Source organism: Leifsonia sp. 10L418 (assembly GCF_056395445.1).
On sequence record NZ_JBFTJN010000006.1, the window covers coordinates 298,815 to 318,726 of the forward strand.

At 63.1% G+C, this 19,912-nt stretch carries 15 protein-coding genes; 8 read left to right on the top strand and 7 right to left on the bottom strand.

Going from position 1 to position 19,912, the window contains the following annotated elements; all coding sequences use genetic code 11:
• Nucleotides 1–126 precede the first annotated feature (126 nt).
• Nucleotides 127–2,244, bottom strand: coding sequence for a glycosyl hydrolase (locus AC1DCF_RS14055; protein ID WP_477211545.1), 2,118 nt, complete (start codon nucleotides 2,242–2,244; stop codon nucleotides 127–129).
• Between the two features lie 345 nt (nucleotides 2,245–2,589).
• Here AC1DCF_RS14055 and AC1DCF_RS14060 point away from each other — a divergent pair, with 345 nt between their 5' ends.
• The gene (locus AC1DCF_RS14060; protein WP_477211546.1) at nucleotides 2,590–3,033 is read left to right on the top strand and encodes a VanZ family protein; all 444 of its coding nucleotides are present in this window, start codon (nucleotides 2,590–2,592) and stop codon (nucleotides 3,031–3,033) included.
• A gap of 172 nt (nucleotides 3,034–3,205) precedes the next feature.
• Nucleotides 3,206–4,672 (top strand): sugar transferase, encoded by a 1,467-nt coding sequence (locus AC1DCF_RS14065; protein ID WP_477211547.1) that lies wholly within the window; start codon nucleotides 3,206–3,208, stop codon nucleotides 4,670–4,672.
• A 64-nt stretch (nucleotides 4,673–4,736) separates the two neighbouring features.
• On the opposite strand, the gene AC1DCF_RS14070 is transcribed toward AC1DCF_RS14065, so the two are convergent.
• Together AC1DCF_RS14070 and AC1DCF_RS14075 are read right to left on the bottom strand one after the other, a co-directional pair.
• Entirely contained in the window at nucleotides 4,737–6,536 is a 1,800-nt protein-coding gene (locus AC1DCF_RS14070; protein WP_477211576.1) for a DUF4012 domain-containing protein, read from the bottom strand.
• A gap of 299 nt (nucleotides 6,537–6,835) precedes the next feature.
• Complete coding sequence (locus AC1DCF_RS14075) at nucleotides 6,836–8,179, bottom strand: hypothetical protein (RefSeq protein WP_477211548.1); 1,344 nt, start codon at nucleotides 8,177–8,179, stop codon at nucleotides 6,836–6,838.
• Between the two features lie 186 nt (nucleotides 8,180–8,365).
• On the opposite strand from AC1DCF_RS14075, the gene AC1DCF_RS14080 reads away from it, so the two are divergent.
• Genes AC1DCF_RS14080 through AC1DCF_RS14090 form a run of 3 tightly spaced genes read left to right on the top strand, consistent with a single transcriptional unit; the run spans nucleotide 8,366 to nucleotide 10,703 of the window.
• Nucleotides 8,366–9,592: a lipopolysaccharide biosynthesis protein gene (locus AC1DCF_RS14080; protein WP_477211549.1), complete on the top strand. Its 1,227-nt coding sequence runs from the start codon at nucleotides 8,366–8,368 to the stop codon at nucleotides 9,590–9,592.
• 59 nt (nucleotides 9,593–9,651) lie between these two features.
• Nucleotides 9,652–10,320 carry a glycosyltransferase family 2 protein gene (locus AC1DCF_RS14085; RefSeq protein WP_477211577.1) on the top strand — a complete coding sequence of 223 codons (669 nt, stop codon included), beginning with the start codon at nucleotides 9,652–9,654 and terminating at the stop codon, nucleotides 10,318–10,320.
• Between the two features lie 8 nt (nucleotides 10,321–10,328).
• On the top strand, nucleotides 10,329–10,703 hold the full coding sequence (locus AC1DCF_RS14090; RefSeq protein WP_477211550.1) for a DUF2304 family protein: 375 nt from the start codon (nucleotides 10,329–10,331) through the stop codon (nucleotides 10,701–10,703).
• 33 nt (nucleotides 10,704–10,736) lie between these two features.
• On the opposite strand, the gene AC1DCF_RS14095 is transcribed toward AC1DCF_RS14090, so the two are convergent.
• On the bottom strand, nucleotides 10,737–12,128 hold the full coding sequence (locus AC1DCF_RS14095; protein ID WP_477211551.1) for a hypothetical protein: 1,392 nt from the start codon (nucleotides 12,126–12,128) through the stop codon (nucleotides 10,737–10,739).
• Between the two features lie 115 nt (nucleotides 12,129–12,243).
• Here AC1DCF_RS14095 and galE point away from each other — a divergent pair, with 115 nt between their 5' ends.
• Together galE and AC1DCF_RS14105 are read left to right on the top strand one after the other, a co-directional pair.
• Complete coding sequence (galE, locus tag AC1DCF_RS14100; RefSeq protein ID WP_477211552.1) at nucleotides 12,244–13,233, top strand: UDP-glucose 4-epimerase GalE; 990 nt, start codon at nucleotides 12,244–12,246, stop codon at nucleotides 13,231–13,233.
• Nucleotides 13,234–13,258: 25 nt separating this feature from the next.
• Complete coding sequence (locus tag AC1DCF_RS14105; protein ID WP_477211553.1) at nucleotides 13,259–14,269, top strand: glycosyltransferase family 2 protein; 1,011 nt, start codon at nucleotides 13,259–13,261, stop codon at nucleotides 14,267–14,269.
• A gap of 197 nt (nucleotides 14,270–14,466) precedes the next feature.
• Here AC1DCF_RS14105 and AC1DCF_RS14110 read toward each other — a convergent pair whose 3' ends face one another.
• From AC1DCF_RS14110 to AC1DCF_RS14120, 3 genes are all read right to left on the bottom strand, one after another.
• Nucleotides 14,467–15,765, bottom strand: coding sequence for an O-antigen ligase family protein (locus tag AC1DCF_RS14110; protein WP_477211554.1), 1,299 nt, complete (start codon nucleotides 15,763–15,765; stop codon nucleotides 14,467–14,469).
• Between the two features lie 7 nt (nucleotides 15,766–15,772).
• Nucleotides 15,773–17,101, bottom strand: coding sequence for an O-antigen ligase family protein (locus AC1DCF_RS14115; protein WP_477211555.1), 1,329 nt, complete (start codon nucleotides 17,099–17,101; stop codon nucleotides 15,773–15,775).
• A gap of 165 nt (nucleotides 17,102–17,266) precedes the next feature.
• Nucleotides 17,267–18,445: an acyl-CoA dehydrogenase family protein gene (locus tag AC1DCF_RS14120; protein ID WP_477211556.1), complete on the bottom strand. Its 1,179-nt coding sequence runs from the start codon at nucleotides 18,443–18,445 to the stop codon at nucleotides 17,267–17,269.
• Between the two features lie 135 nt (nucleotides 18,446–18,580).
• Here AC1DCF_RS14120 and manA point away from each other — a divergent pair, with 135 nt between their 5' ends.
• The gene (gene manA, locus AC1DCF_RS14125) at nucleotides 18,581–19,888 is read left to right on the top strand and encodes a mannose-6-phosphate isomerase, class I (protein WP_477211557.1); all 1,308 of its coding nucleotides are present in this window, start codon (nucleotides 18,581–18,583) and stop codon (nucleotides 19,886–19,888) included.
• Nucleotides 19,889–19,912 lie beyond the last annotated feature (24 nt).

The window sequence follows — 19,912 nt, forward strand, 5'->3', positions numbered from 1 at the left end:
GCTGCGTTCAGAGGGGGGCGTGTGCCCCAGTTCATGTTTGTTTGCCCGCTCGCGGCAGGCTTCCTCCGCGACAACGTTGTTTGGCTTCAACGACAACGGCGGCAGTACGAGCGGCGCAGCTTCCTGCTAGCCCGCGACCGCAGCGTCAGTGAGCTTTCCGTCGAGGTAGATCGCCTCTTCAGTGAGCTTTACAGTGATCAGGCCCTTGGCCGGCTTGATCACCGTCACCTTCCCATATTGGTCGGTCATCGTGACGGGCTTGCTCGCCGCGTAAGTAACAGTGGTAGGGGTTGTTGACCAGGCCACCCGGGTCGTCGAATCAGCGTCGCTATAGGCGTACGAGAACGTTGAGTCGCTGAGCTCGTCTCGTGCAGTATCCAGCTTTCCGGCGATCTTACGGATCAGGACCGCCTGGGCGACCGCGGACGGCTTGGGGGCGAATGCTGGAACTGATTCCGTGGTCTGGCGGAGCAAACCAAAGTTGCCCTCGTGATCGGCAAGATCGGGCTTGTCGTTGACGAGGTCATACCAAAAGAACTTCTCGGCACCGCTTGCCAGCGCGATTGCGGTGGCACGAACCACGTAGTTGGCCTGTGCCTCTTCGGAGATGCCGGCGGTGCTGACGCCCAGCTCGGTGATCCAAATCGGCTTGCTCTCACCGTTGTTGTACTCCTTGATGCGATCCTCGGCCTGCTTGAGGCTTTTTGCGAGAAACTCGGGGCCGTTTTCGGGGGCACTGTCATAGGGGTGGAAGCTCACAGCGTCCAGGTACTGCAATCCGCCGGCCTGATACAGCGAAGTCAACCAGGCATCATCCTTGTGTGCGATCGCGGGTCCGATGATCTTGGTGGTCGGGCTGACCTCCCGCACCTTCTCGGCGCTCGCACGCAGCAACGGCAGGTAGCAGTCAGCGGTCAAGCCGCAGACGCCCTTATTCATCGGCGGATTGTTGAACTCGTTGTACACCTCGACTGACTCAGCGCCGTAGTGGGTAGCAACCTCGCTGGTGTAGTTTGCGAAGGCTTCAACTCCAGCAGCACTATGTGGCGTCTTTCCGTCGTCGTAGAGGTCATTCGTGTAGTTGCTAATGGGCAAGAGGGTCAGACCGGCCGCTTCGAACCGCTGGATGCTGGCGTCAATGTCTGTCGGGAACGTGTACACGCCCGGAGCCTTTTCGGCCTTCTTCCAAGTAATGTCCATGCGCGCATTCCGGAATCCCAGCTGGGCGGCAGGGACTTCGGAGCCGAGGTACGCCGGTTCGCTGAGGTGGGTGCCCACGCCAAAGCGTGAATCTGATGCCTCTGCTCCGGCTGCGGGGGACTCGAGAACGGCGAATGACGTCTGAAGTGTGGCAGGGGGGTCGTCGGTGCTGGTGAGAACGATGCTGTAGTAGCCCGGCGCGAGCTTTCGCAACGGGACTACTCCTAAGCCTGACGTGAGGTCGGCTTCGCCGGAAAGGACCGTTTGATCGTTGTGATCGGCCACGGTCCAAGACACAGACTTCGTCGCCAATGCGAACCCGATGCTCGCCGATCCCTTCGTCATGAGGAGGGAATCATTCGCGATGAGGTGGGTCGGAGCGTCGAAATGCTCGAAGGAACCGTTTTGTACAAGGTTCGTGTCGGTATCGGCGGCCGTCAGACGCAGATCGTCGAGTCGAACCCCGATCGCCGGGCCGCTAGCTGAAACGCGTAGGGAGAGGGAAGTCTGATCTGCGGTCGTTGTCACCGTCGACTTGATTTCACGCCACTTTTCCGGTGAGACAGGGACTTCGACCTGGTCGGCGTCGCCTGACCCGAGGGAGACGATGACCCCTGATTCCTGTGAGCCCGCAACGGATGACCGAGTCCAGGCGGTGAAGGAATACTGCGTCTCAGGGGTGACGGCGATTGTCTGCACGAGCCCCGCGTAGGTCGCGCCTCCAACGGGAGTGGTGCTGTCCAGACGAAGCACAACATCGCCCGCGTTGGAGTCGCCGGCGTCTGCGCTCAGGGTCGACGTGGGGTCATCCGCGCCTTCGATGTTCCAATCGCGAAACGACGCCGGAACGTGCACTGTCACGGGGTCAGCGGGTGCGGCGGGCGACTTCGGAGAAGAGGTGGGCGGTGCGGACGCCGTCGAGGAGTCAGGCTTCGCGAGAAGCACCACCGCAACAACAGCGACGACGGCCACCACCGCGACCGATGCGATGAGTAGTAGCGCATGCTTGCGCGCCCAAGCTCTGAATTGTGCGGTCGATTTCATAGTTCTCCTTGAGAGTCGGCGCGTTGACGTCGTTGCTCGGCGCAGGAGGAGAAGCCAGGTCAGTTCGCGGTGAGATGCCAACTCGACAGGTGCCCCGAAACCCGATTGTGATGGTGAACCTACTCTTTCGCCCCTTGTGCGATTCTTTCATAGATAGTGGGAGCCTCAGATTGCTCTCGCGGCTACGCTATTCAGGTGCAGCGCTCGTCAGAGTGAGCACGCATGAGGTGAGTGCCGGCAAGCACCCGGCTCCGAGGCAATGGCCGGGAGTTGAAATCAGACGGTCGGGACGGCGCAATGACAGATGTAGCACCAGCAAAAAGTAGGGCGCGTGAGTGGCTGAGTGTGATCGTTCTAGGCGGTTATGTCGTTCTCATCTTGATGGCAACGATGTGGCCCACCCCGCTCGACCAGGGATATGAATCGTCGATCCAAAAGTTCCTCGAGGTGCTTCACCGCAACGGAGTACCAGACTGGTTCGGCTATTCCAAGCTTGAGTTCTCGGCGAACGTGGTGATGTACGTCCCACTCGGGTTTCTTGCGACGATGATTCTTCCGCAACGGACGTGGTGGCTCGCGCTTCTCCTCTGCCCCGCTTTGTCAGTGGCCATCGAGCTCACCCAAGGGGTGTTGCTCAGCGCTCGATTTGCCAGCCCTCTCGACGTGGTCGCGAATTCCTTAGGCGCGATCGTCGGTGTTCTCTGCGCCGTTGTGCTGCGCGCAATCATTCATGAGCGCGACCAGAAGCTCATTGCGCGGGTGCTGTGGGAGCAGCGCGACCTCAGGTAGCGCCAAACGCGTCAACTCCGCCCCAGCGTTTCCCATCATCCCGAATGGCGACAGGTGAATAGGCTTCGGTTACCGGGCCTTGCTCCAGGGCATGAAAGGATGGACTGGAGTATGTTGCTCGATTGCGATGGTGCGACGAAACAATTCATTGCTCAAATGACCGGGGGACCGAATGGCGTTGGACAGCAAACGTGCGATTGGTGCGTTGCGTCGGAGGTCCTGGCAGCGCGCCTACGCAGCTCGGCTTTTTGCCACTGATGTGCTGGTCATCGTCGGGGCCGTCGTGGGCTCCCAACTTATCTGGTTTGGGTTCGAGTCCGTAGACCTCGCCAGTGGGCAGGCTATCGGCCTCCGCTTGGGGTATTTGACAGTTTCTGCCATTCTCGTCGTCGCATGGATGATCATGCTTGATGTGTTCGCGACTCGAGACCACAAGGTGATCGGCAGTGGCACTCTCGAATACAAACGCGTTGGCGATGCAACTGTCCTTCTGTTCGGTCTTTTTGCCATCGTCGCCTTCCTCTTCAAGATCGAGCTCGCCCGGGGCTACTTCCTGACAGCGTTGCCGGCCGGGTTGATTCTCCTCCTCATCTCCCGGTGGTCGTGGCGTCAATGGCTGCGAAAGCAGCAGGCAGATGCCCGCTACATTTCACGAGCGGTGCTTATGGGGGACCGTTTGAAGTCGGCCCATGTGGCTCGAACCATTCAGCGCACGCCAGGAACAGGACTGCACCTCGTCGGTGCGCTCATTCAGCGCGGTTCGGCGAGCGAAGATGCGGTCCACGGGGTTCCGATCTTGGGCGGTTACGGCGATCTGCTGCGCGCGGTCGATGAAACGCAGGCCGACACGGTGATTCTGACCGGCGCAGATGAGATCGGCCCCGACGACATGCGCCGGGTCGGCTGGGAGCTTGAGGCCCGCGGCGTCGAGCTGATTGTCGCTCCCGCACTCACCGATATTGCGGGCCCCAGAATTCATGCCCGTCCGGTGGCGGGCCTGCCACTGATTCACGTCAGCTATCCCACCTTGGAAGGCGCCAAGCGCGTCTACAAGCGCACCTTCGACATCGTGGGTTCGGGGCTGCTCATTCTTCTCGGCTCGCCCGTGCTCATTGCCGTGGCTGTCGCGGTGAAGCGATCGGGCCCTGGAGGGATTCTCTATCGCCAGGTGCGTATCGGGCGGCATGGCGAGTCGTTCGGCATGCTTAAGTTCCGTTCGATGGTGCAAGACGCCGACGACCAGTTGGAGAGCCTGCTCGACGCGCAGGGCACATCCGACACGCCCCTCTTCAAAGTCACAAACGACCCGCGGATCACCCCCGTTGGCCAGTTCCTGCGCAAGTATTCGCTCGACGAGGTGCCGCAGTTGTTTAACGTCTTCTTCGGTGAGATGAGCCTGGTCGGCCCGCGTCCGCAGCGCGCCGCCGAAGTGGCGCTCTACGACGATGCTGCCCACCGGCGCCTCATTATGAAGCCGGGCATGAGCGGGCTGTGGCAGGTGAGCGGGCGCTCCAATTTGAGTTGGGAAGACAGCATCCGTCTGGATCTCTACTATGTCGAGAACTGGTCGCTGACCACCGACATCACGATCCTCTTCCGCACCGTGCGTGCTGTCGTCACGCCAGAAGGTGCCGTTTAACCTCCTCGAACGAAGAAGCGGCGCCCGAGATCAGTGATCTCGGGCGCCGCTTCAGATGTGCTGGCTACTTCTTCGCCGGGCACCCGGGTGAGTTCACGGTGACCGTGGTGGGGTTCAGCATCGGGGTGGTGCGCAGCTCTGGTGCGGCATAAGTACCCTCGGCGCCGGTGAATGTCGCGGTGATCGTGCTCGTCTGCCCGGGAGCGAGGATCACCCAGAACCAGACGACTGGCCGGCCGAGGTCGTCGGCGGTGCCGCCCACCTCGCTCAGCACGCCGGCCGCATCCACGGAGGTCGAGGCAAGCTTGGTTCCGGGAGGGCCATAGAAGAACACCTGGGTCTGGAATTGATCTCCGCCCCAGGGGCCGCTCGCCACATAGGCAGGCAGGGTGGCAGCCTGCTCGGGAGTGATGTTTGAGTGCAGATCGACCTGTGTGGTGAACGTCGGTGTGCTGGAGGTGCAGGCGTCAGTCGTGAGCGTCGCTTTGGTGTTGAGGTAGTAGTCCATCTTCGAGGCTGACATGTCACGGAAGAAGACCCCGGTGGTGGTGGTGCTCGTGTTATCGGTCGGCAGGATTCCACTGAGTGGCGTCGTAGCCAGGAGTTGTTGCTCGGCGGGATGCGCGCTCCACGCCATGATGCGGTGATTATTCACTCCCTGTGAGACGGCTTGCAAGAGCGCCTTCGGCTCGGCTTTCGTGTTCACCAGTGCGCTGAACATGGTCTTTGCGGCCTCTGCGAAGAAGGCATCGGTCTGCGGTCCGACGTCTGTGCCGGCGTAGCGAAAGTAGACCTCGTTGAGCAGCAACTTGACCACGTTGTCGCTCGTCAGCTGATCGCCGGTACTCATCGCCACCGGACCGGTGGCCTTCAGGATGTACCCGAGAGCCGCCGGGTCGATCGAGATCACGCCATCGACGGTGCCACCGATGTGCTCCTGCCAGAAAGCTTCGGCTATCCCGGCGGCGGTCGGGAAGTCGGGGCGGCTCGTCGCCAGATTGAGCCGCGTGTAAAACTGAGGCGTGTAGAGCGCGGAGAGAGTGGGATCCGGCTCCATGATCGGGGAGTCCCGCCACGGGAAGTCCCCGCTCGATGCTTGCCGCTGGATGCTGATCGCGCCGTTGTCGACCTTGATCTCCGTCAACGCGGCAGAAGTGCCGCCCAGCGCAGTGGCTTCGGCCAGGTTCTGAAAGACGAGCAGGTAGGTGCGGGGGCCGGATGCTCCGAGCATGTCGGGCGCGACGGCCAGCGCCGAGTTCGCACTACCGATCATCTCGTTGACCGGCTGCAACATGGTGTTGAGTTTGGTGTGGGCGTCGCTGACCTGGCTGACGGTTCCGCTCGCATCGATCGCGGCAACATCCTTCGTCGTCGCGTCGAGGGCAACGGCGGCCGGTGCCATCGCGGCTGCCAGCTTCTGAATAGGCTCAACGTTCAAACGACCATCAACGGGCTTCAGCGACTCGACGCTGAGCGTCGAGGCGACCATGGCGAGCGGGCCGACGGTGTCTTGCGCAATTGAATCGATGGACTCGGCAAGTTCACGCACAACGGTGAGATTCTTGCCCGCGATCGGAATGAACTCGGCGGCACGCCAGACGGGGTCGTGGGCTTGATTGACGGCATCCGCCGTCAGTTTCGACAACTCGGTGGATGATGTGCCTATGCCGGCGAAGTCCATGGCTGTCGCCTGCTTCTTGACGGTGCCGACGAGGGACTGGGCGCTCTCCAATGAGCTCTTCGCATTGAGTACACGGGTGCCCAGCCAGCCACCGGCAGTGGCGAGCAGAACGATCAGGCCACCCACGACTGAAAGGGTGACGATGAGGCGACGGGAGGGACGCTGGCGACGGGCATGGCGCATGCTCACGGCCCGTTTGCTCCGGGGAACCAATGTGCATGGGCGTCGTCTGTGCGTGCGCGCACACGGCGGGCGCGGCCATCTATCGAATCGGTCACTCTAGGAACCGTAGTACACCGCGCCGTGGAAGTTGCTGTGATCAACGGGCTGGAACTTGCTTGCGCGTTCGGCTGGCCGCCGCAGATTGCGCGCTTCACGCCGTTGAGGCTCGGATCAGCGCTGCTGAATCTTCAGCATCGGCTCAACTCTTCCGCGAATGCGCCTGACGTTTCAGAAATGGGTGGTGTTCATGCACGGCCTGCCTAAGCAAGAACCGGCGCCTGCAGAATCACGTAGATCACGAGGGCTGCGCCGTAGCCGATCACGGCTCCGCGCGCCCAGCGGTTCTCCAAGACGAAGCCGCCCGCAAGCAGAATCGACGCCACCAGCGGGGCGCCGTAGCGCGCCGGCAGCGGATAATAAGCGCCCTGTGAATGCGCCAGCGCAAAGGCCAGGGCGGGAACGAACACCACGGCGGCGAACGCGATTGCGCTCACGAGCGCTGCTTGCGCAGAGCGTGAGCGCAATTGCCAGAACGATCCGACGACGGCGATGATGCAGATCCAGCTCAGGGGAGCGACGAGGAACTCCGGGATTTGGTAGGAGTTCGCCCCGGACGGGTTGATCGTCGAATTGGAGATGATGGCGTCGGGAATCGTCATCATCGCCAATCGGCCCATTTCTCCGAGGCCGAAAGAACTGAGATTCCCTTGGTCGGGAGACGGCCCGACCGCGGTCAACGCTCGCACCGCGAGCCAGCCCACTTGCGCGAGGCCACCGAGCAGAACCGAGCCGACTGCAACAAAGATCGTCTTGAGCTCTGCGCCGCGTGGCCACGACCACCTGCCGCTTTCCTTCCATCCCCGCCAGCGTTTCCACGCCACTTCGAGCAGCAGGTAGAGCGCGATGAGCGCGACCGAAAGCAGGTTCGTCGTCTTGAAGAGCACCGCAACGGCCGAGAACGCGACGACGGTCCAGGCTGCTGCCCTTTCCCGCACGAAGGCGTGGGCGATCCACAGGCCGGCCACCCCGATGAGAAAGGTCGGGGCATCCGTGCTGATGTAGGTGTACGTCCACCAGGCCAACGGCGAGGCGATGAAAGCAAGCCCCAGCCCCAGGATCGCACTGCGGCTCACACGGAAGCTGCGCATCATGCCGTAGAACATCAGCATTGATCCGGCAAGCCACAGCCCACCGGTCAACCGAGCGGAATGAAAGAGGTCCTGCCCGGTTACGACTTGGATGCCGGCCGCCGCTGCCCGGGTCACAACGAAGTACAGCGGGGTGTAGATGTCGGCGGTGTTGATCGCCTGCTGGGGGTACGAGTCGAGGTTTGAGTAGTCACTGCCGCAGGGCGGGCCCATCGGCCCATAGTCCCGCACGCCGAAGCATGCCATTCTGGCGCGCGGGTCCGGGCCGATCAACTCGCCTTGATGAATGAAACCCTGTTGCGGCAACTTGTTCAAATAGTCCAGATAGACCCATTCGTCCCGGGGGGAGAACGATTCGGAGTGCGCAGCGGTGACCGTCCAGGCCATGCCGAGCGACGCAACAACAAGAAGCAGAGGTACCAGGAAACGTCCCGCCCGACGCGCGAAAGTTTGCATCCGGGAAGTCGGCGCACTGCGCACGCCGCGCCCGGTCGCGTCAGGTTGCACTGGGTCCGCCACATTCTGCCGAATGCTCGTGGGTGAGAGGGACACGTGTGATCTTCCTGGGTTATCTGGGGTGGGTCACTCCAGCTTACGTGTCGGGTGCAGGTCGCTCCGATCCCGCTCCGATAGCATTCACGAATGAACTGGGCGCTCCTCAAGAACAGCGGAATCGCGACTTTTGGAGTACTGATCCAGGGTCTCGCGCGTTTCGGCTACACCATTCTGATCGGCCGGGTGCTTGGCGCCCAGACCCTCGGCGAGGTAAGTAGCCTGCTCGCGCTGGCCGTTTTCGTCTCGCTGTTTTGGCCGACCGCGTCCGGTGTCGCCGCGTCTCGGTACATTCCACGCGATCGCGTCGCCGGCTTTGAAGCATCCCCGACAGCCGCCGTGATCACCCGCTCGTTCCTGTTCTCCCTGCCGATCCTGAGTGTCGGAACATTCGTAGTGGCCTACTTCCTCGCGCACGATATCGGCTCAGCGATCGGCGCCGTCATCCTGATGGCCGCCTATTCCGCCTATGCGTTCACCCGCGGGGCGGCCCTCGGTTCAAGCCGATTCTTGCGCGTCGCGGTGATGGATACGGTGTCCTCGTTCGCGTCGATTCTTCTGCTCGCACTCGTCTTGATTTCGGGTTGGCACTGGGCATTGCTGCTGCCGCTCTCGTTGGGCTATGCGGTGTTCGCTGCAGCAAACTGGCCGACGAGGGTCGAGCGCGGCAGCGTCGACCGCGCCGAGGTGCGCACCTTCATCGCCACCAATTCGATTGCGCAGGTCGCCACCGGTGGGCTCCTGCAGGTGGCCATGCTCGCCGCTGCGCTGGCCGACGATCCCCGCAACGCGGGCCTCTTCGCCGCAGCGTTGTCACTCGCCACGCCCGCCGCGATGCTCGGCCAGTCACTCAACCAGGTGCTGATTCCACACTTCGCGGGGATGCACGCGCGCGCGACCGGCAACATCCGTGCGTCGACGATCAAGGTCACCGCGGTCGTCGCGGCCGGGCTCGGCGTGGTCTTCGGGGCCCTCGCCGTGGCCGCGCCGCTCGTGGTGGAGGTGCTCTACGGTGCCAGCTACGACGGCGCGAGCGACTACATGCGCGCCTTGCTGATCGGCGTCTACATCTACGCCGTTTCCCTCGTCCCCGCAGCCACCCTGATCGCGACGGGGCGTGACCGGCAGTACACCGTCGCGTCAGTCATCGGGTTCCTGGTGGGGGTCGCTGCAATGGCGGTGTTGGCCCAGTCGATGGGTGCATGGGCCGCCGCGATCGGCTACATCGCCGGCGCCGGCATCTCCGCTGTGCTGACCATTTGGTGGGGCACGGCTAAAATAGTGACCGAACCTGCCCCCGCGGAGGGGCTTTCATGACCGACGAAGGCGGGCGATACGCCCAGCCACACAGAAGAGGCACACTCATTTCCACATCGATTGAAGAGCGAACCTGGCTCGTGGTTCCTCTCTACAACGAGGCGACTGTCGTGCGTTCTGTGATTGAACAAGCACGCACCGTGTTCCCGAACATCGTCTGTGTCGATGACGGCAGCAGCGACAACTCTGCTGCAGAAGCTGCCGCAGGCGGAGCCGTCGTCGTCAAACACCCGATCAACCTCGGGCAGGGCGCGGCACTCCAGACCGGAATCGACTACGCACTGAGCGATCCACAGGCGAGTTACTTCGTCACGTTCGACTCCGACGGGCAACATCAGGTCAGCGATGCTCTCGACATGGTCACCCGTCTCGAGAATGAACCGCTCGACATCGTCGTCGGCTCCCGCTTTCTCGACGGACGCACCAAGCCGGGCCGTTTGAAGAAGATTGTGCTGAAACTCGCCGTGTTCTTTGAGCGTATGAGCACCGGGGTGAAGTTGACGGATGCCCACAACGGCCTGCGCGCGCTGAACCGCACCGCTGCTGAATCGATTGCGATTACTCAGAACCGCATGGCCCACGCCTCTGAGATCGTCGCGGAGATTGGCAAGAAGAACCTCCGTTACGCCGAGCAGCCCGTATTTGTGGTTTACACCGATTATTCGCGGTCCAAGGGCCAATCGATCTGGAACTCGGTGAACATCCTGAGTGACCTGTTTCTCAAGTAGGAGTCGCTATGGACAACGACCAGCTCTTCATCAAGATTGCGCTCATCGCCGCTGCGGCAATTTTCGCGATCTTCCTTCTGATGCCCGGGCGCGGTGTTCGGCACATCGCCCTCCGCCGACTCTCGATGCTCGCCCTGTTCGCGATTGCGCTGCTGGCGATCATCTTCCCCGACCTGATCAACGGAATCGCAAATCTGATGGGGGTCGGGCGTGGTGCGGATTTGCTGCTCTACGGCTTAATCATTGTCTTCGTCGGAAACTCAATCGTCGCGCAGCGTCGTCACCGGCTGCTCGAATCTGAGATCACCAAGCTCGCACGAAGCGTCGCGCTGTCTCAGTCACCGGTCGTTTCCCGCCCGGAGAACACCACGAGCGACAGCTAGCCTCCGCGGGGGCAGGCCCGGCTTGACCAACCGCTAGGCAAGTATCGGTGCCGTGATGAGCACCGTTCCATACAGCGCGATCGCATAGCCAAGCAGAATCCCGGCGGCCCAGCGGTTCTTCACCATCATTCCTGCTGCAAGCAGGAACGCGCCGAGGATCGGCGCACCATAGCGCGGCGGAAGCGGGAAATACGCCCCCGTGAACAGCTGCAGAATGACGGCGAGCATCGGTGCGAAGAACAGTGCCGCGAGTGTGATCGAGACGATCAGCGGCGTCGTGACGGACCTCTTCTTCAGTGTCCAGAACGCGCCGAGAACACCGGCGATGCAGATCCACGAGAGCGGCTCCACCACGAACGGCGGGATCGCGTAGGCCAGGCTCGTCGAACCTGACAAGTTCACGTTTGCCGTGATCGTGCCGGGCAAGAAATTCACGATCTGGGACACGATTTCCTGCACGGTGAGCGGGATGCCGATTGCTTGGTCGGGCGGAACGCCAATCGCCAACGCGCGGCGAATCGCGAGCCACGCCACCTGAGCGGCTCCTGAGGTGGCAATCGCCGCCACGGCGAGCGCCGGAAGCGCGAGCGAGGCACGGTCGGCATGATCGGGGCGTCGCGTCATCAATCCTGACCACCGCGTGCGCCGCAGTTCAAGCAGCCAGACAATCAACAGGTAGAGCGCGGCCAGGCAGACGGCCAAGATGTTAGTCACTTTGAAGATCACGGCGGCGGTGCTGAGGAGGACCACCCACCAGCCAGACCATTGGCCGCGCCCGAACTTCACCGCCGCAAACAGAAGCATGATGCCGAAAGCGACAGAGGGCGCATCCGTGCTGACATAGCTGTAGGTCCACCAGGCGAACGGTGACGCGATGAAGGCCAGCCCAAGCCCGAGACTGACCAAGCGAGGCACGCGCCACTGGCGCATAAGCAGGTAGAGCAGGCCGACGGTCAGGGCCAACCAGAGCGAACCGGTCAGTCGCCAGGAGGTGAGCTGGTCAATGCCGGTGACGGCATGGATGGCGTCGCCGACGACACGCGTGATGGCGAAGTACACCGGGGTGTACGCATCGGCAGAGGTCACTCCGGCGAACGGAAATTCGGACAGGTCCGAGTAGTTGCTCCCGCACGCCGGCCCCATCGGCCCATAGGGCTGGACGCCGTCGCAGGCCATGATGTTGAGGGCCTCGTCGCCGATCTTCTCGCCCTGGTGCACGATTCCCTGCTCGGGGAGCTTGAAGAGATAGTCGACATAGACCCACTCGTCGACGGGAGAAAGCGCGTCGCTGTGATTCGCCGTGATCGTTCCGCTCATCGCGAATGCAGCGATCAGGAGCACGACGGGCACCCAGAACTTGTTCACGAGCGGCTTCCACGGTGCGACACGAGTCGGCGGAGCAATGCTGGGGCGATCGTTCGACAAATTGATTGCATTCCTTCGCAAAGTGGCTGGCACGTCGTACCAAGAGTAGTCGGCGCGAAACCGTGGGGAGCTGACGACGCGACGTGAGACGGTCGAAGTCTCGTAGACTCGAACCGTGAGTATCCTCGTCACCGGCGGAGCCGGATATATCGGAGCCCACGTCGTCAGACTCTTGCGCGAGCGTTTCGACGACATCGTCGTGGTTGACGATCTCATCACCGGAGATGCGGCACGCCTCGACGGCGTCCCGGTGATCCGCTGCGATCTCGCCGAGTCTGGAGCAGTAGAGACGCTCAGTGATCTGATGCGCACTCGTTCGGTTCACGCCGTCATCCACTTCGCGGCCCGCAAGCAAGTCGGCGAATCTGTGGCGCGCCCGGCCTGGTACTTCCAGCAGAACATCGGGTCGCTGGCCAACGTCTTGCTGGCGATGGAGGCCACAGGGGTAACCCAACTGCTTTTCTCCTCATCGGCGTCGGTCTATGGGGCGACTGAAGGGGCCGCCATCCGCGAGGATGAGCCGACTGTTCCGGTCAACCCGTACGGCGAAACCAAACTGGTGGGGGAGAATTTGGTCGCAGCAGCCACCCATGCCTTCCCGCTGCGGGCAACGAGCCTGCGCTACTTCAACGTTGCCGGGGCCGGCTGGCCCGAACTCGGCGACCGGGCGGTGCTGAACCTCGTCCCGATGGTTTTCGAGCGGCTCGACAACGACGAACGGCCGATCATTTTCGGTGACGATTATCCGACCGATGACGGCACCTGCGTGCGTGACTACGTGCATGTGCTCGACCTCGCGGAAGCGCACATTGCCTCGGTCGACGGCCTCGCCGCGCGCGCGCCGGGCCATGAGGTATTCAACGTGGGCACCGGCGTCGGCACCAGCGTGCGGGAGATGGTCGATGCGATCCTTCGCGTCGCCGAGCTTGAGGTCGTTCCCGAGGTTCGGCCACGCCGTGTTGGAGACCCCGCCTGGGTCGTCGCATCGCCGGAGCGAATTGACAATACGTTGGGATGGCGTGCCAGCCGAAGCGTTGACGAAATCGTCGCGTCGGCGTGGGAGTCGCATCGCTTGTTCGCTGCCGACTCGTCGCCGGCGGGTTAGAGTGACGCCTGATCCGAGCCGATCTGTGGCACCGTCGACGTCGGCGCCGATCGATGTCTCAGTAGCACTCTGCACCTACAACGGGGCGCGATTCATCGAAGCGCAACTTCTCAGCATCCTGAACCAGTCCTACTTGCCGGCCCAGATCGTGGTGTCGGATGACGGTTCGAGTGATCGCACACTCGAAATCGTCGACCTGGTGGTTGCCGAGTGGCGGCTGGCCAACCCGCAGAACCCGCTGGCAGTACTGGTCCTGCAAAACGCTGAACCACTCGGGGTGACCGCGAACTTCGCTCAGGCGTTGAACTCCTGTTCCAGCGAACTCATCGCGCTGTGTGACCAGGACGACCTGTGGCCGAAGCATCGACTCGACCGCCTCGTCGGACAGTTCGTGGAGCGCCCGCAGCTTCTGCTTCTGCACACCGACGCGCGCCTCGTCGATGAGAACGGCAGCCCGACAGGGCAAACGCTACTCGCCACGTTGGGAGTCTCTGAGTCTGACCGCAATGCCGAACACGCCGGACGGGCAATTGATCCCTTGCTCCGGCGCAATATCGTCACGGGAGCGACGACGATGCTGCGCAGCGAGGTTGTGGGGCGGGCAACACCGTTCCCGACCCCATGGGTGCACGATGAATGGCTGGCCATTGTCTCGGCGGCTACTGGCGAGGTGGATCTCCTCGAAGAGTCTCTTCTCGACTATCGCCAGCATGGCGGCAACCAGATCGGAGCATCGAGCCTCGACGCCGCCGGACGGGTCCGCCGGCTGAGCATGCCCCGAACGGCCCGCAATCAACGGCTGCTGGCACGCGCCGAGGTGCTGGAGGAGCGGGCGAAGCATCTTCTCCCCGTTCCGTCAGTCGGAACCCTGGCAAAGATCGCCGCAAAGGTAGACCACGAGCGGATGCGATCGTCGTTGCCGGCTTCCCGGGTGCGCCGTGTGCCCCTCGTGTTCAGGGCGTGGACTCGCGGTGACTATTCTCGATTCGGGCTCGGCGCTCAAGACGTGCTGCGCGATCTCGTGCAGCCGGTCTAGAGGTACTCGGTCATGACATTGGTTGCATTCGGTTGACAGGTGGATTTCCTCCGAGCGCGGTGTGGCGTCGATGAGTGTTGGATAACTCGATGAGTGGCGCAACGGCATCACGGCGTTTTTGGTTTTTGGTGAAGGCCCAGAGATAATCCCACTCGGCGGCACCGTGCGAGAGCGGGTGAAGACTCGACCGTAGTGACCTAGTTGAGGTCTCGATGCGGCTTGCGTGCCAACGCGCTTCTCCAGCTCATGCTCTGCGCAGCCTTCACCGAGCAGACAACAAGCAGCAGCCAGCCGAATCCGACGAGCACCGTGCTCTCCGCGGTCGAGGTGACGAGCAGAATAACAAGGACAAGCGCCGGCCAGACATAGACCAGCGGACGTCTGTCCGATGCGAGCAACCAGGAGCGCACAAAGGCCAGTCCGAAAAGTACGACGAACGCAATGAAACCGACAAGCCCAACCTGAAAATAGACGTCGAAGAACGCGTTCAAACCTGAGGTTTGCTCGGTCCGCGTGATGAAATCGAGCCAGTCATACGGCGTGCCGTGCGCGGGCCAGAAGCCGGCCCAGCCCCAGCCCTCCAACGGATGCAAACTGGTCAGCCGCCAGACCTCGCGCCAGAGCGTCAGCCGGGTCTCGAACTCGCTGCCGGCATTCAAGAGTGAGACGATGCGCGCGCGGGCGAACCAGGCGGTGGCCCCGACGACGACCACGGCGCCGGCCAAGCCGAGTTGCAGCATCCAGCGTCGCTCCGGGGCCGTACGACGTAGCCAGTACAGGGCCAGTGCGGCAATGCCCACGAAGAGCGCAACGACCAGGATCACGGGGGATCGGGTGAGCAGCAGGACGGTCCCGGCAAGTACCAGCGACACGATGCCGACGTTGCGGCGCACCGACCGGGCACGCAACTCGATGGTGAAGGTGACGGCGGCGATCAAAGCGACCAAGCCGAGTTGGTTGCGGGAACCGAAGACACCCTGAATCGGCCCCAGGGTGGAGATGTTGCCCGCGATACCGAGAAACGTGATCGGCAGGTCAAGAAGAAGGCCCGACAGGATCTCCAAGATGAGAGAGAGGCCCAGCAGCACGCGCAACACGTCGCCGGTAGCGCGCAGAATCTGAATCGTGTCGCGCAGCAGCGCAACGGCGATGGCCAGAAACGCGAAGACGAGTTGATAGCCGATGCCGGCCAGTGAGACGAGGGTGTACCCGCTCCACACGACCGAGAGGGCGCACCAGCCGACGAAAACCAGAATGGAGATGGGAAGCAGGCCGTGCCACTCCAGCGTTGTGCGCCGGGCGAGCAGCGCCAGGGTCGCGACGGCGACCAGGGTGAGCACCGCGCCGAGCAGTCCGGCCCAGCCCATCAAACTGACCAGCAGATGAGCTCCGAACGCGACACCGAACACGAGTTGGGTGAGAACCGTGGCCAATTGCGGTGACTCGAGCGTCTGCCGCACCAGGGCGACGGTCGAGGATGTTCCGCGGGGTTTCATGGGTGTTCTAGGCTAGCGGCTTTTCCGAAACGGTCAGCTGAGGCGGAACCCCGGTCTGTGCCCGTTTCGTGAAAACTGCCAGGACGACGAGCAGCACCCAGCCGTACTCGATGAGCAAACGGCTCTCCGCCATGCTCTGTGCGAGCAGGGCGGCAACGAGCAACAACGGGAGCAGAGCGGATGCCGAGTACGGCACGTCGTCGACGACTCCCGTGCGCGGGCGGTCAACGGCGAAGAACCAGGATCGCCAGAGGGTCGACAGCGCGAGGGCGGCGAAGACAATGACGCCCAGAATGCCGAGCTGCAGCCACACATCGAGCCAGGCGTTGTGCGCCTGCAGGTAGGTCACGCCCTTGCGCACCGCCAGGCCATTGAACGGTTCGACCCACGGGGCCCAGTAACTCACCCAACCCCAGCCGAAGACCGGCTTCTCCGAGGCGAGGGAGATCACACTGTTCCAGATATCGAACCGCCCGGTGAGATCCTCGCTCTTACCGAGTGCGCGCAGCAGCACCGGAGAGAGTGCAATGACGGCGGCGACGGCGGCGACGACGGATGCCGCTGCGGTCAGGTAGACCGGCCGGCGCCCTTGCGGCCCGACCCGGCGGGTCCAGAGAGCGAAGCCCAGCACGACGAGCACCACTACCCCGGCTGCCGTGACGGTGGCGGACCGCGTGAGAGCCAGCATCCCGGACGCCAGCACGAGCCAGGCGATTCCCCAGCCCCGACGCACGGTGCCGGCTGCGAGCTGAATGGCGAAAACGATCACGGCCAGCAGGGCCAGAAAGCCGAGCAGGTTGCGATTGGCGACAATGCCCTCGATCGGGCCGCCCGAGAAGAGCAAGCCACGCGACCAGTAGAACGCCGCCGGAATCTTCTCGGTGCCGTAGTCGACGAAGAAGGGGAGTACCGGTTGCCGAACGAACGCGGCCACGCTGAACTCGAAGATGAGTGACAATGCCAGTGCCCAGCGCAGGGCGACCGAGAGCGTGCGGATGAGTTCGGGCCAGCTGAGGCAGAGTGCAAGGAACAATGCGGCGATCGTGGTCATCCACTGCAGGGCGATGCCGACGGCGGATGCGCCCGGATAGAACGACCAGGTGATCGAGAGTGTGGCCAGCCCGAGGAAGGCCACGAGTGACTTCGGGAATCGGCGCCAGCGCCAGTCCGGCTTCAGTCGAATCAGAAAATAGATGCTGCCGGCCAGCACGAGGAGCGCGACAGCGCCAAAGCCCCACCAACCGAGCAGATTGCGCCAGAACTGTCCGGCGAGTACGGCGAACCATACGAAGACCGCAAAGGTGCGAACGGCGAAGCGGCTGCGTGCGGTGGGCATCTTCTCAGGATAGTGCTGGGGTCAGCGGTCGGGCCGTCCCGGTGGTCGAGCCATCGGTGGTTGAGCCCATTCGGTGGTCGAGCCGATCCGGTGGTCGAGCCTGTCGAGACCACGCGGGTCGATCTCAAGACCCGGCCACCGGATCCTGACAGGCTCGATCACCGACTAAACGAAAGCAGCCTTGCCCGTGATCGTGCGGCCGACGATCAGCGTGTTCATCTCCTGTGTTCCCTCATAGGAGTAGATGGCCTCAGCGTCGGCGAAAAACCGGGCGACATCGTATTCGAGCGCGATACCGTTGCCGCCGAACAGTTCGCGGCACCAGGCGACGGTTTCCCTCATCCGCGAGGTCGTGTAGGTCTTCGCCAGTGCGGAGTGCTCGTCGCGCTGGGTGCCTTCGTCGAGCATCTGTGAGACCCGCACCACCATGCCGAGGCTCGCCGTGATGTTGCCGAGGCTCTTCACCAGCAGATCCTGAACGAGCTGGTGCCCGCCGATCTCCTTGCCGAACTGGATGCGGGTCTTCGCGTAGGCGACGGCGGAGTCGTACGCGCCGATCGAGATGCCGACCGCTGTCCATGACACCTCGGCACGGGTCAAACGGAGCACTCGGGCGGTGTCTTTGAACGAGTGCGCGTTCTGCAGGCGGTTGCCTTCCGACACGACGACGTTCTCCAGCGTGATGTCGGCGTTCTGCACCGAGCGCAGGCTGATCTTGCCGTCAATCTTGGTGGCGCTGTAGCCGGCGGTGTCTGTGGGAACGATGAATCCCTTGACCTGACCGTCGGCGACATCCTTCGCCCAGATGATGGTGATGTCAGAGAAGGTGGCGTTGCCGATCCAGCGCTTCGAGCCATTCAATACCCAGTTGTCGCCGTCACGGGCCGCGGTGGTGCGCAGACCCTGCGCGGAGTCGGAACCGGAGAGCGGCTCGGTCAGCCCGAACGCTCCAACGATCTCGCCGCGTGAGAGACGTGGCAGCCACTCGTCACGCTGCTCCTGCGACCCGGTCGCCGCGATGCTTCCCATCGCCAGGCCGTTCTGCACACCCTGGAAGGTGGCAACGCTGGCGTCAACGCGCGCTATCTCCATCGCCACGAAGCCCCGGAAGACGGCAGAGTTGGCAAACGGCTTCGTCTCGTCCCAGGCAAATGAGTAGGCGCCAAGCTCCGCCAACGGCTTGACGATCTCGAACGGAAACTCTGCGCGGTCCCAATAGCCGTTGACGATCGGACGCACCTCGGTGTCGAGGTAGCTGCGCAGCGCGGTGAGCGCGGCCTTTTCCTGATCGGTCAGCAGATTCTGGTACCCGTAGAAGTCGCTGTCGAGTAGCTCAAATGTCATGTACGTGCTCCATTGCATGCTGCGAAAGCCCCTGAAGGCATCCGTCGGTGATTTAGGCGCCAGCCTAGGGGGCAGCCTGGCGCCTACCCAAGCGATTGGTAGTTTGAATCCAACGAATGGAAAGTTGAGCGACACATGTTTGTGGGCATCACCAATACGCCGCGCGACTACGCCTGGGGATCGACGCACGCGATCAGCGACCAGTTGGGGCGCGCTGCGTCCGGACGCCCAGAGGCCGAGCTCTGGCTGGGAGCACACCCGGGGTCGCCCGCAGTCATTGTTGATCCGTCGCACGCAGGCGGGGCCACCACGCTTGCCGAGTGGGTCGCCGCCGACCCGACGACGGCGCTGGGGGCCGAGCTTGCCGCATCGACCGCGGCGACGGGGGGAGTGCGGCTGCCGTTCCTGCTCAAAGTTCTTGCCGCGGCGAAACCGCTGTCGCTCCAGGCGCATCCGTCGTCGGCGCGGGCGCTCGCCGCATTCGAGCTTGAGAACGCAGCCGGCATCCCGATCGACGCCGCGGAACGTAACTATCGTGACCCGTTTCACAAGCCGGAGCTGATCTTCGCCCTGAGCGAGACCTTCGATGCGCTGTGCGGGTTCAGAAGCATTGCCGAGATCCACCGCATTCTGGCGGAACTGCGTGCCCTCGACATCGCGTCGCCCGACCCGCAGGCCGCAGCACTCGACGCTCTCGAGAACCGACTCGTCGGCGCCGAGGGGCTGCGAGACGCCGTCGAATGGCTGCTGCGGGATGGCCGCGGCGGAGACAGCGGGGAAGTCTCGTGGCTGGTCGAACGCGTGGTGGCGCTCGCCGAGCACGCGGTCTACCTGGCCGAGGGCGGCGCGGTCGTCAGCTACGCGCGTGAGCTGGAGACAGTGCGCACGCTTGCCGAGTCCTACCCGGGTGATCCCGGGATCGTGATCTCCCTACTGCTCAACCGCGTCACGCTGAAACGCGGCGAGGCGCTCTATCTGCCGGCCGGAAACATCCACGCCTATCTTTCGGGCCTCGGGGTCGAGCTGATGGCCGCCTCCGACAATGTTCTGCGCGGCGGACTCACCCCGAAACACATCGACGTCGACGAGCTGCTCGACGTGCTCGATTTCCGGTCGATTCCCGTTCCGTACCTGACGCCGATCAACGACGGAACGCCAGGCGTTGACGTCTTTCGGCCGGGCGTCCCCGAGTTCGAGCTGGTGCACATCCAGGCGGATGCGACACCTGCGGACTCCGGGGCCAGCGAGAGCCCGGTGCCCATGCGGCAGGTGCCCCTGTCGGGTCCGGCGATCGCGATTTGCACGTCCGGTGGATTCCTCGTGGCCGGTGCCGCTTCATCGATGCGGCTGAAGCGGGGCGAGGCGGTTTACATCACTCCCGAGGAGGCAACGCTGACCTTCGCCGGCGTCGGCGAGGTCTTTCTGGCAACGATCGGCGGCTGAGGCCGGCTGCCCAGCCTCACTCTC

What these genes read in the sequence shown, in the direction of transcription:
- AC1DCF_RS14055 (WP_477211545.1), bottom strand. Translation starts at nt 2,244, where the DNA reads ATGAAATCGACCGCACAATTCAGAGCTTGGGCGCGCAAGCATGCGCTA.
- AC1DCF_RS14065 (WP_477211547.1), top strand. Translation starts at nt 3,206, where the DNA reads ATGGCGTTGGACAGCAAACGTGCGATTGGTGCGTTGCGTCGGAGGTCC.
- AC1DCF_RS14070 (WP_477211576.1), bottom strand. Translation starts at nt 6,536, where the DNA reads ATGCGCCATGCCCGTCGCCAGCGTCCCTCCCGTCGCCTCATCGTCACC.
- AC1DCF_RS14075 (WP_477211548.1), bottom strand. Translation starts at nt 8,179, where the DNA reads ATGCAAACTTTCGCGCGTCGGGCGGGACGTTTCCTGGTACCTCTGCTT.
- AC1DCF_RS14080 (WP_477211549.1), top strand. Translation starts at nt 8,366, where the DNA reads ATGAACTGGGCGCTCCTCAAGAACAGCGGAATCGCGACTTTTGGAGTA.
- AC1DCF_RS14090 (WP_477211550.1), top strand. Translation starts at nt 10,329, where the DNA reads ATGGACAACGACCAGCTCTTCATCAAGATTGCGCTCATCGCCGCTGCG.
- AC1DCF_RS14110 (WP_477211554.1), bottom strand. Translation starts at nt 15,765, where the DNA reads ATGAAACCCCGCGGAACATCCTCGACCGTCGCCCTGGTGCGGCAGACG.
- AC1DCF_RS14115 (WP_477211555.1), bottom strand. Translation starts at nt 17,101, where the DNA reads ATGCCCACCGCACGCAGCCGCTTCGCCGTTCGCACCTTTGCGGTCTTC.
- AC1DCF_RS14120 (WP_477211556.1), bottom strand. Translation starts at nt 18,445, where the DNA reads ATGACATTTGAGCTACTCGACAGCGACTTCTACGGGTACCAGAATCTG.
- manA (WP_477211557.1), top strand. Translation starts at nt 18,581, where the DNA reads ATGTTTGTGGGCATCACCAATACGCCGCGCGACTACGCCTGGGGATCG.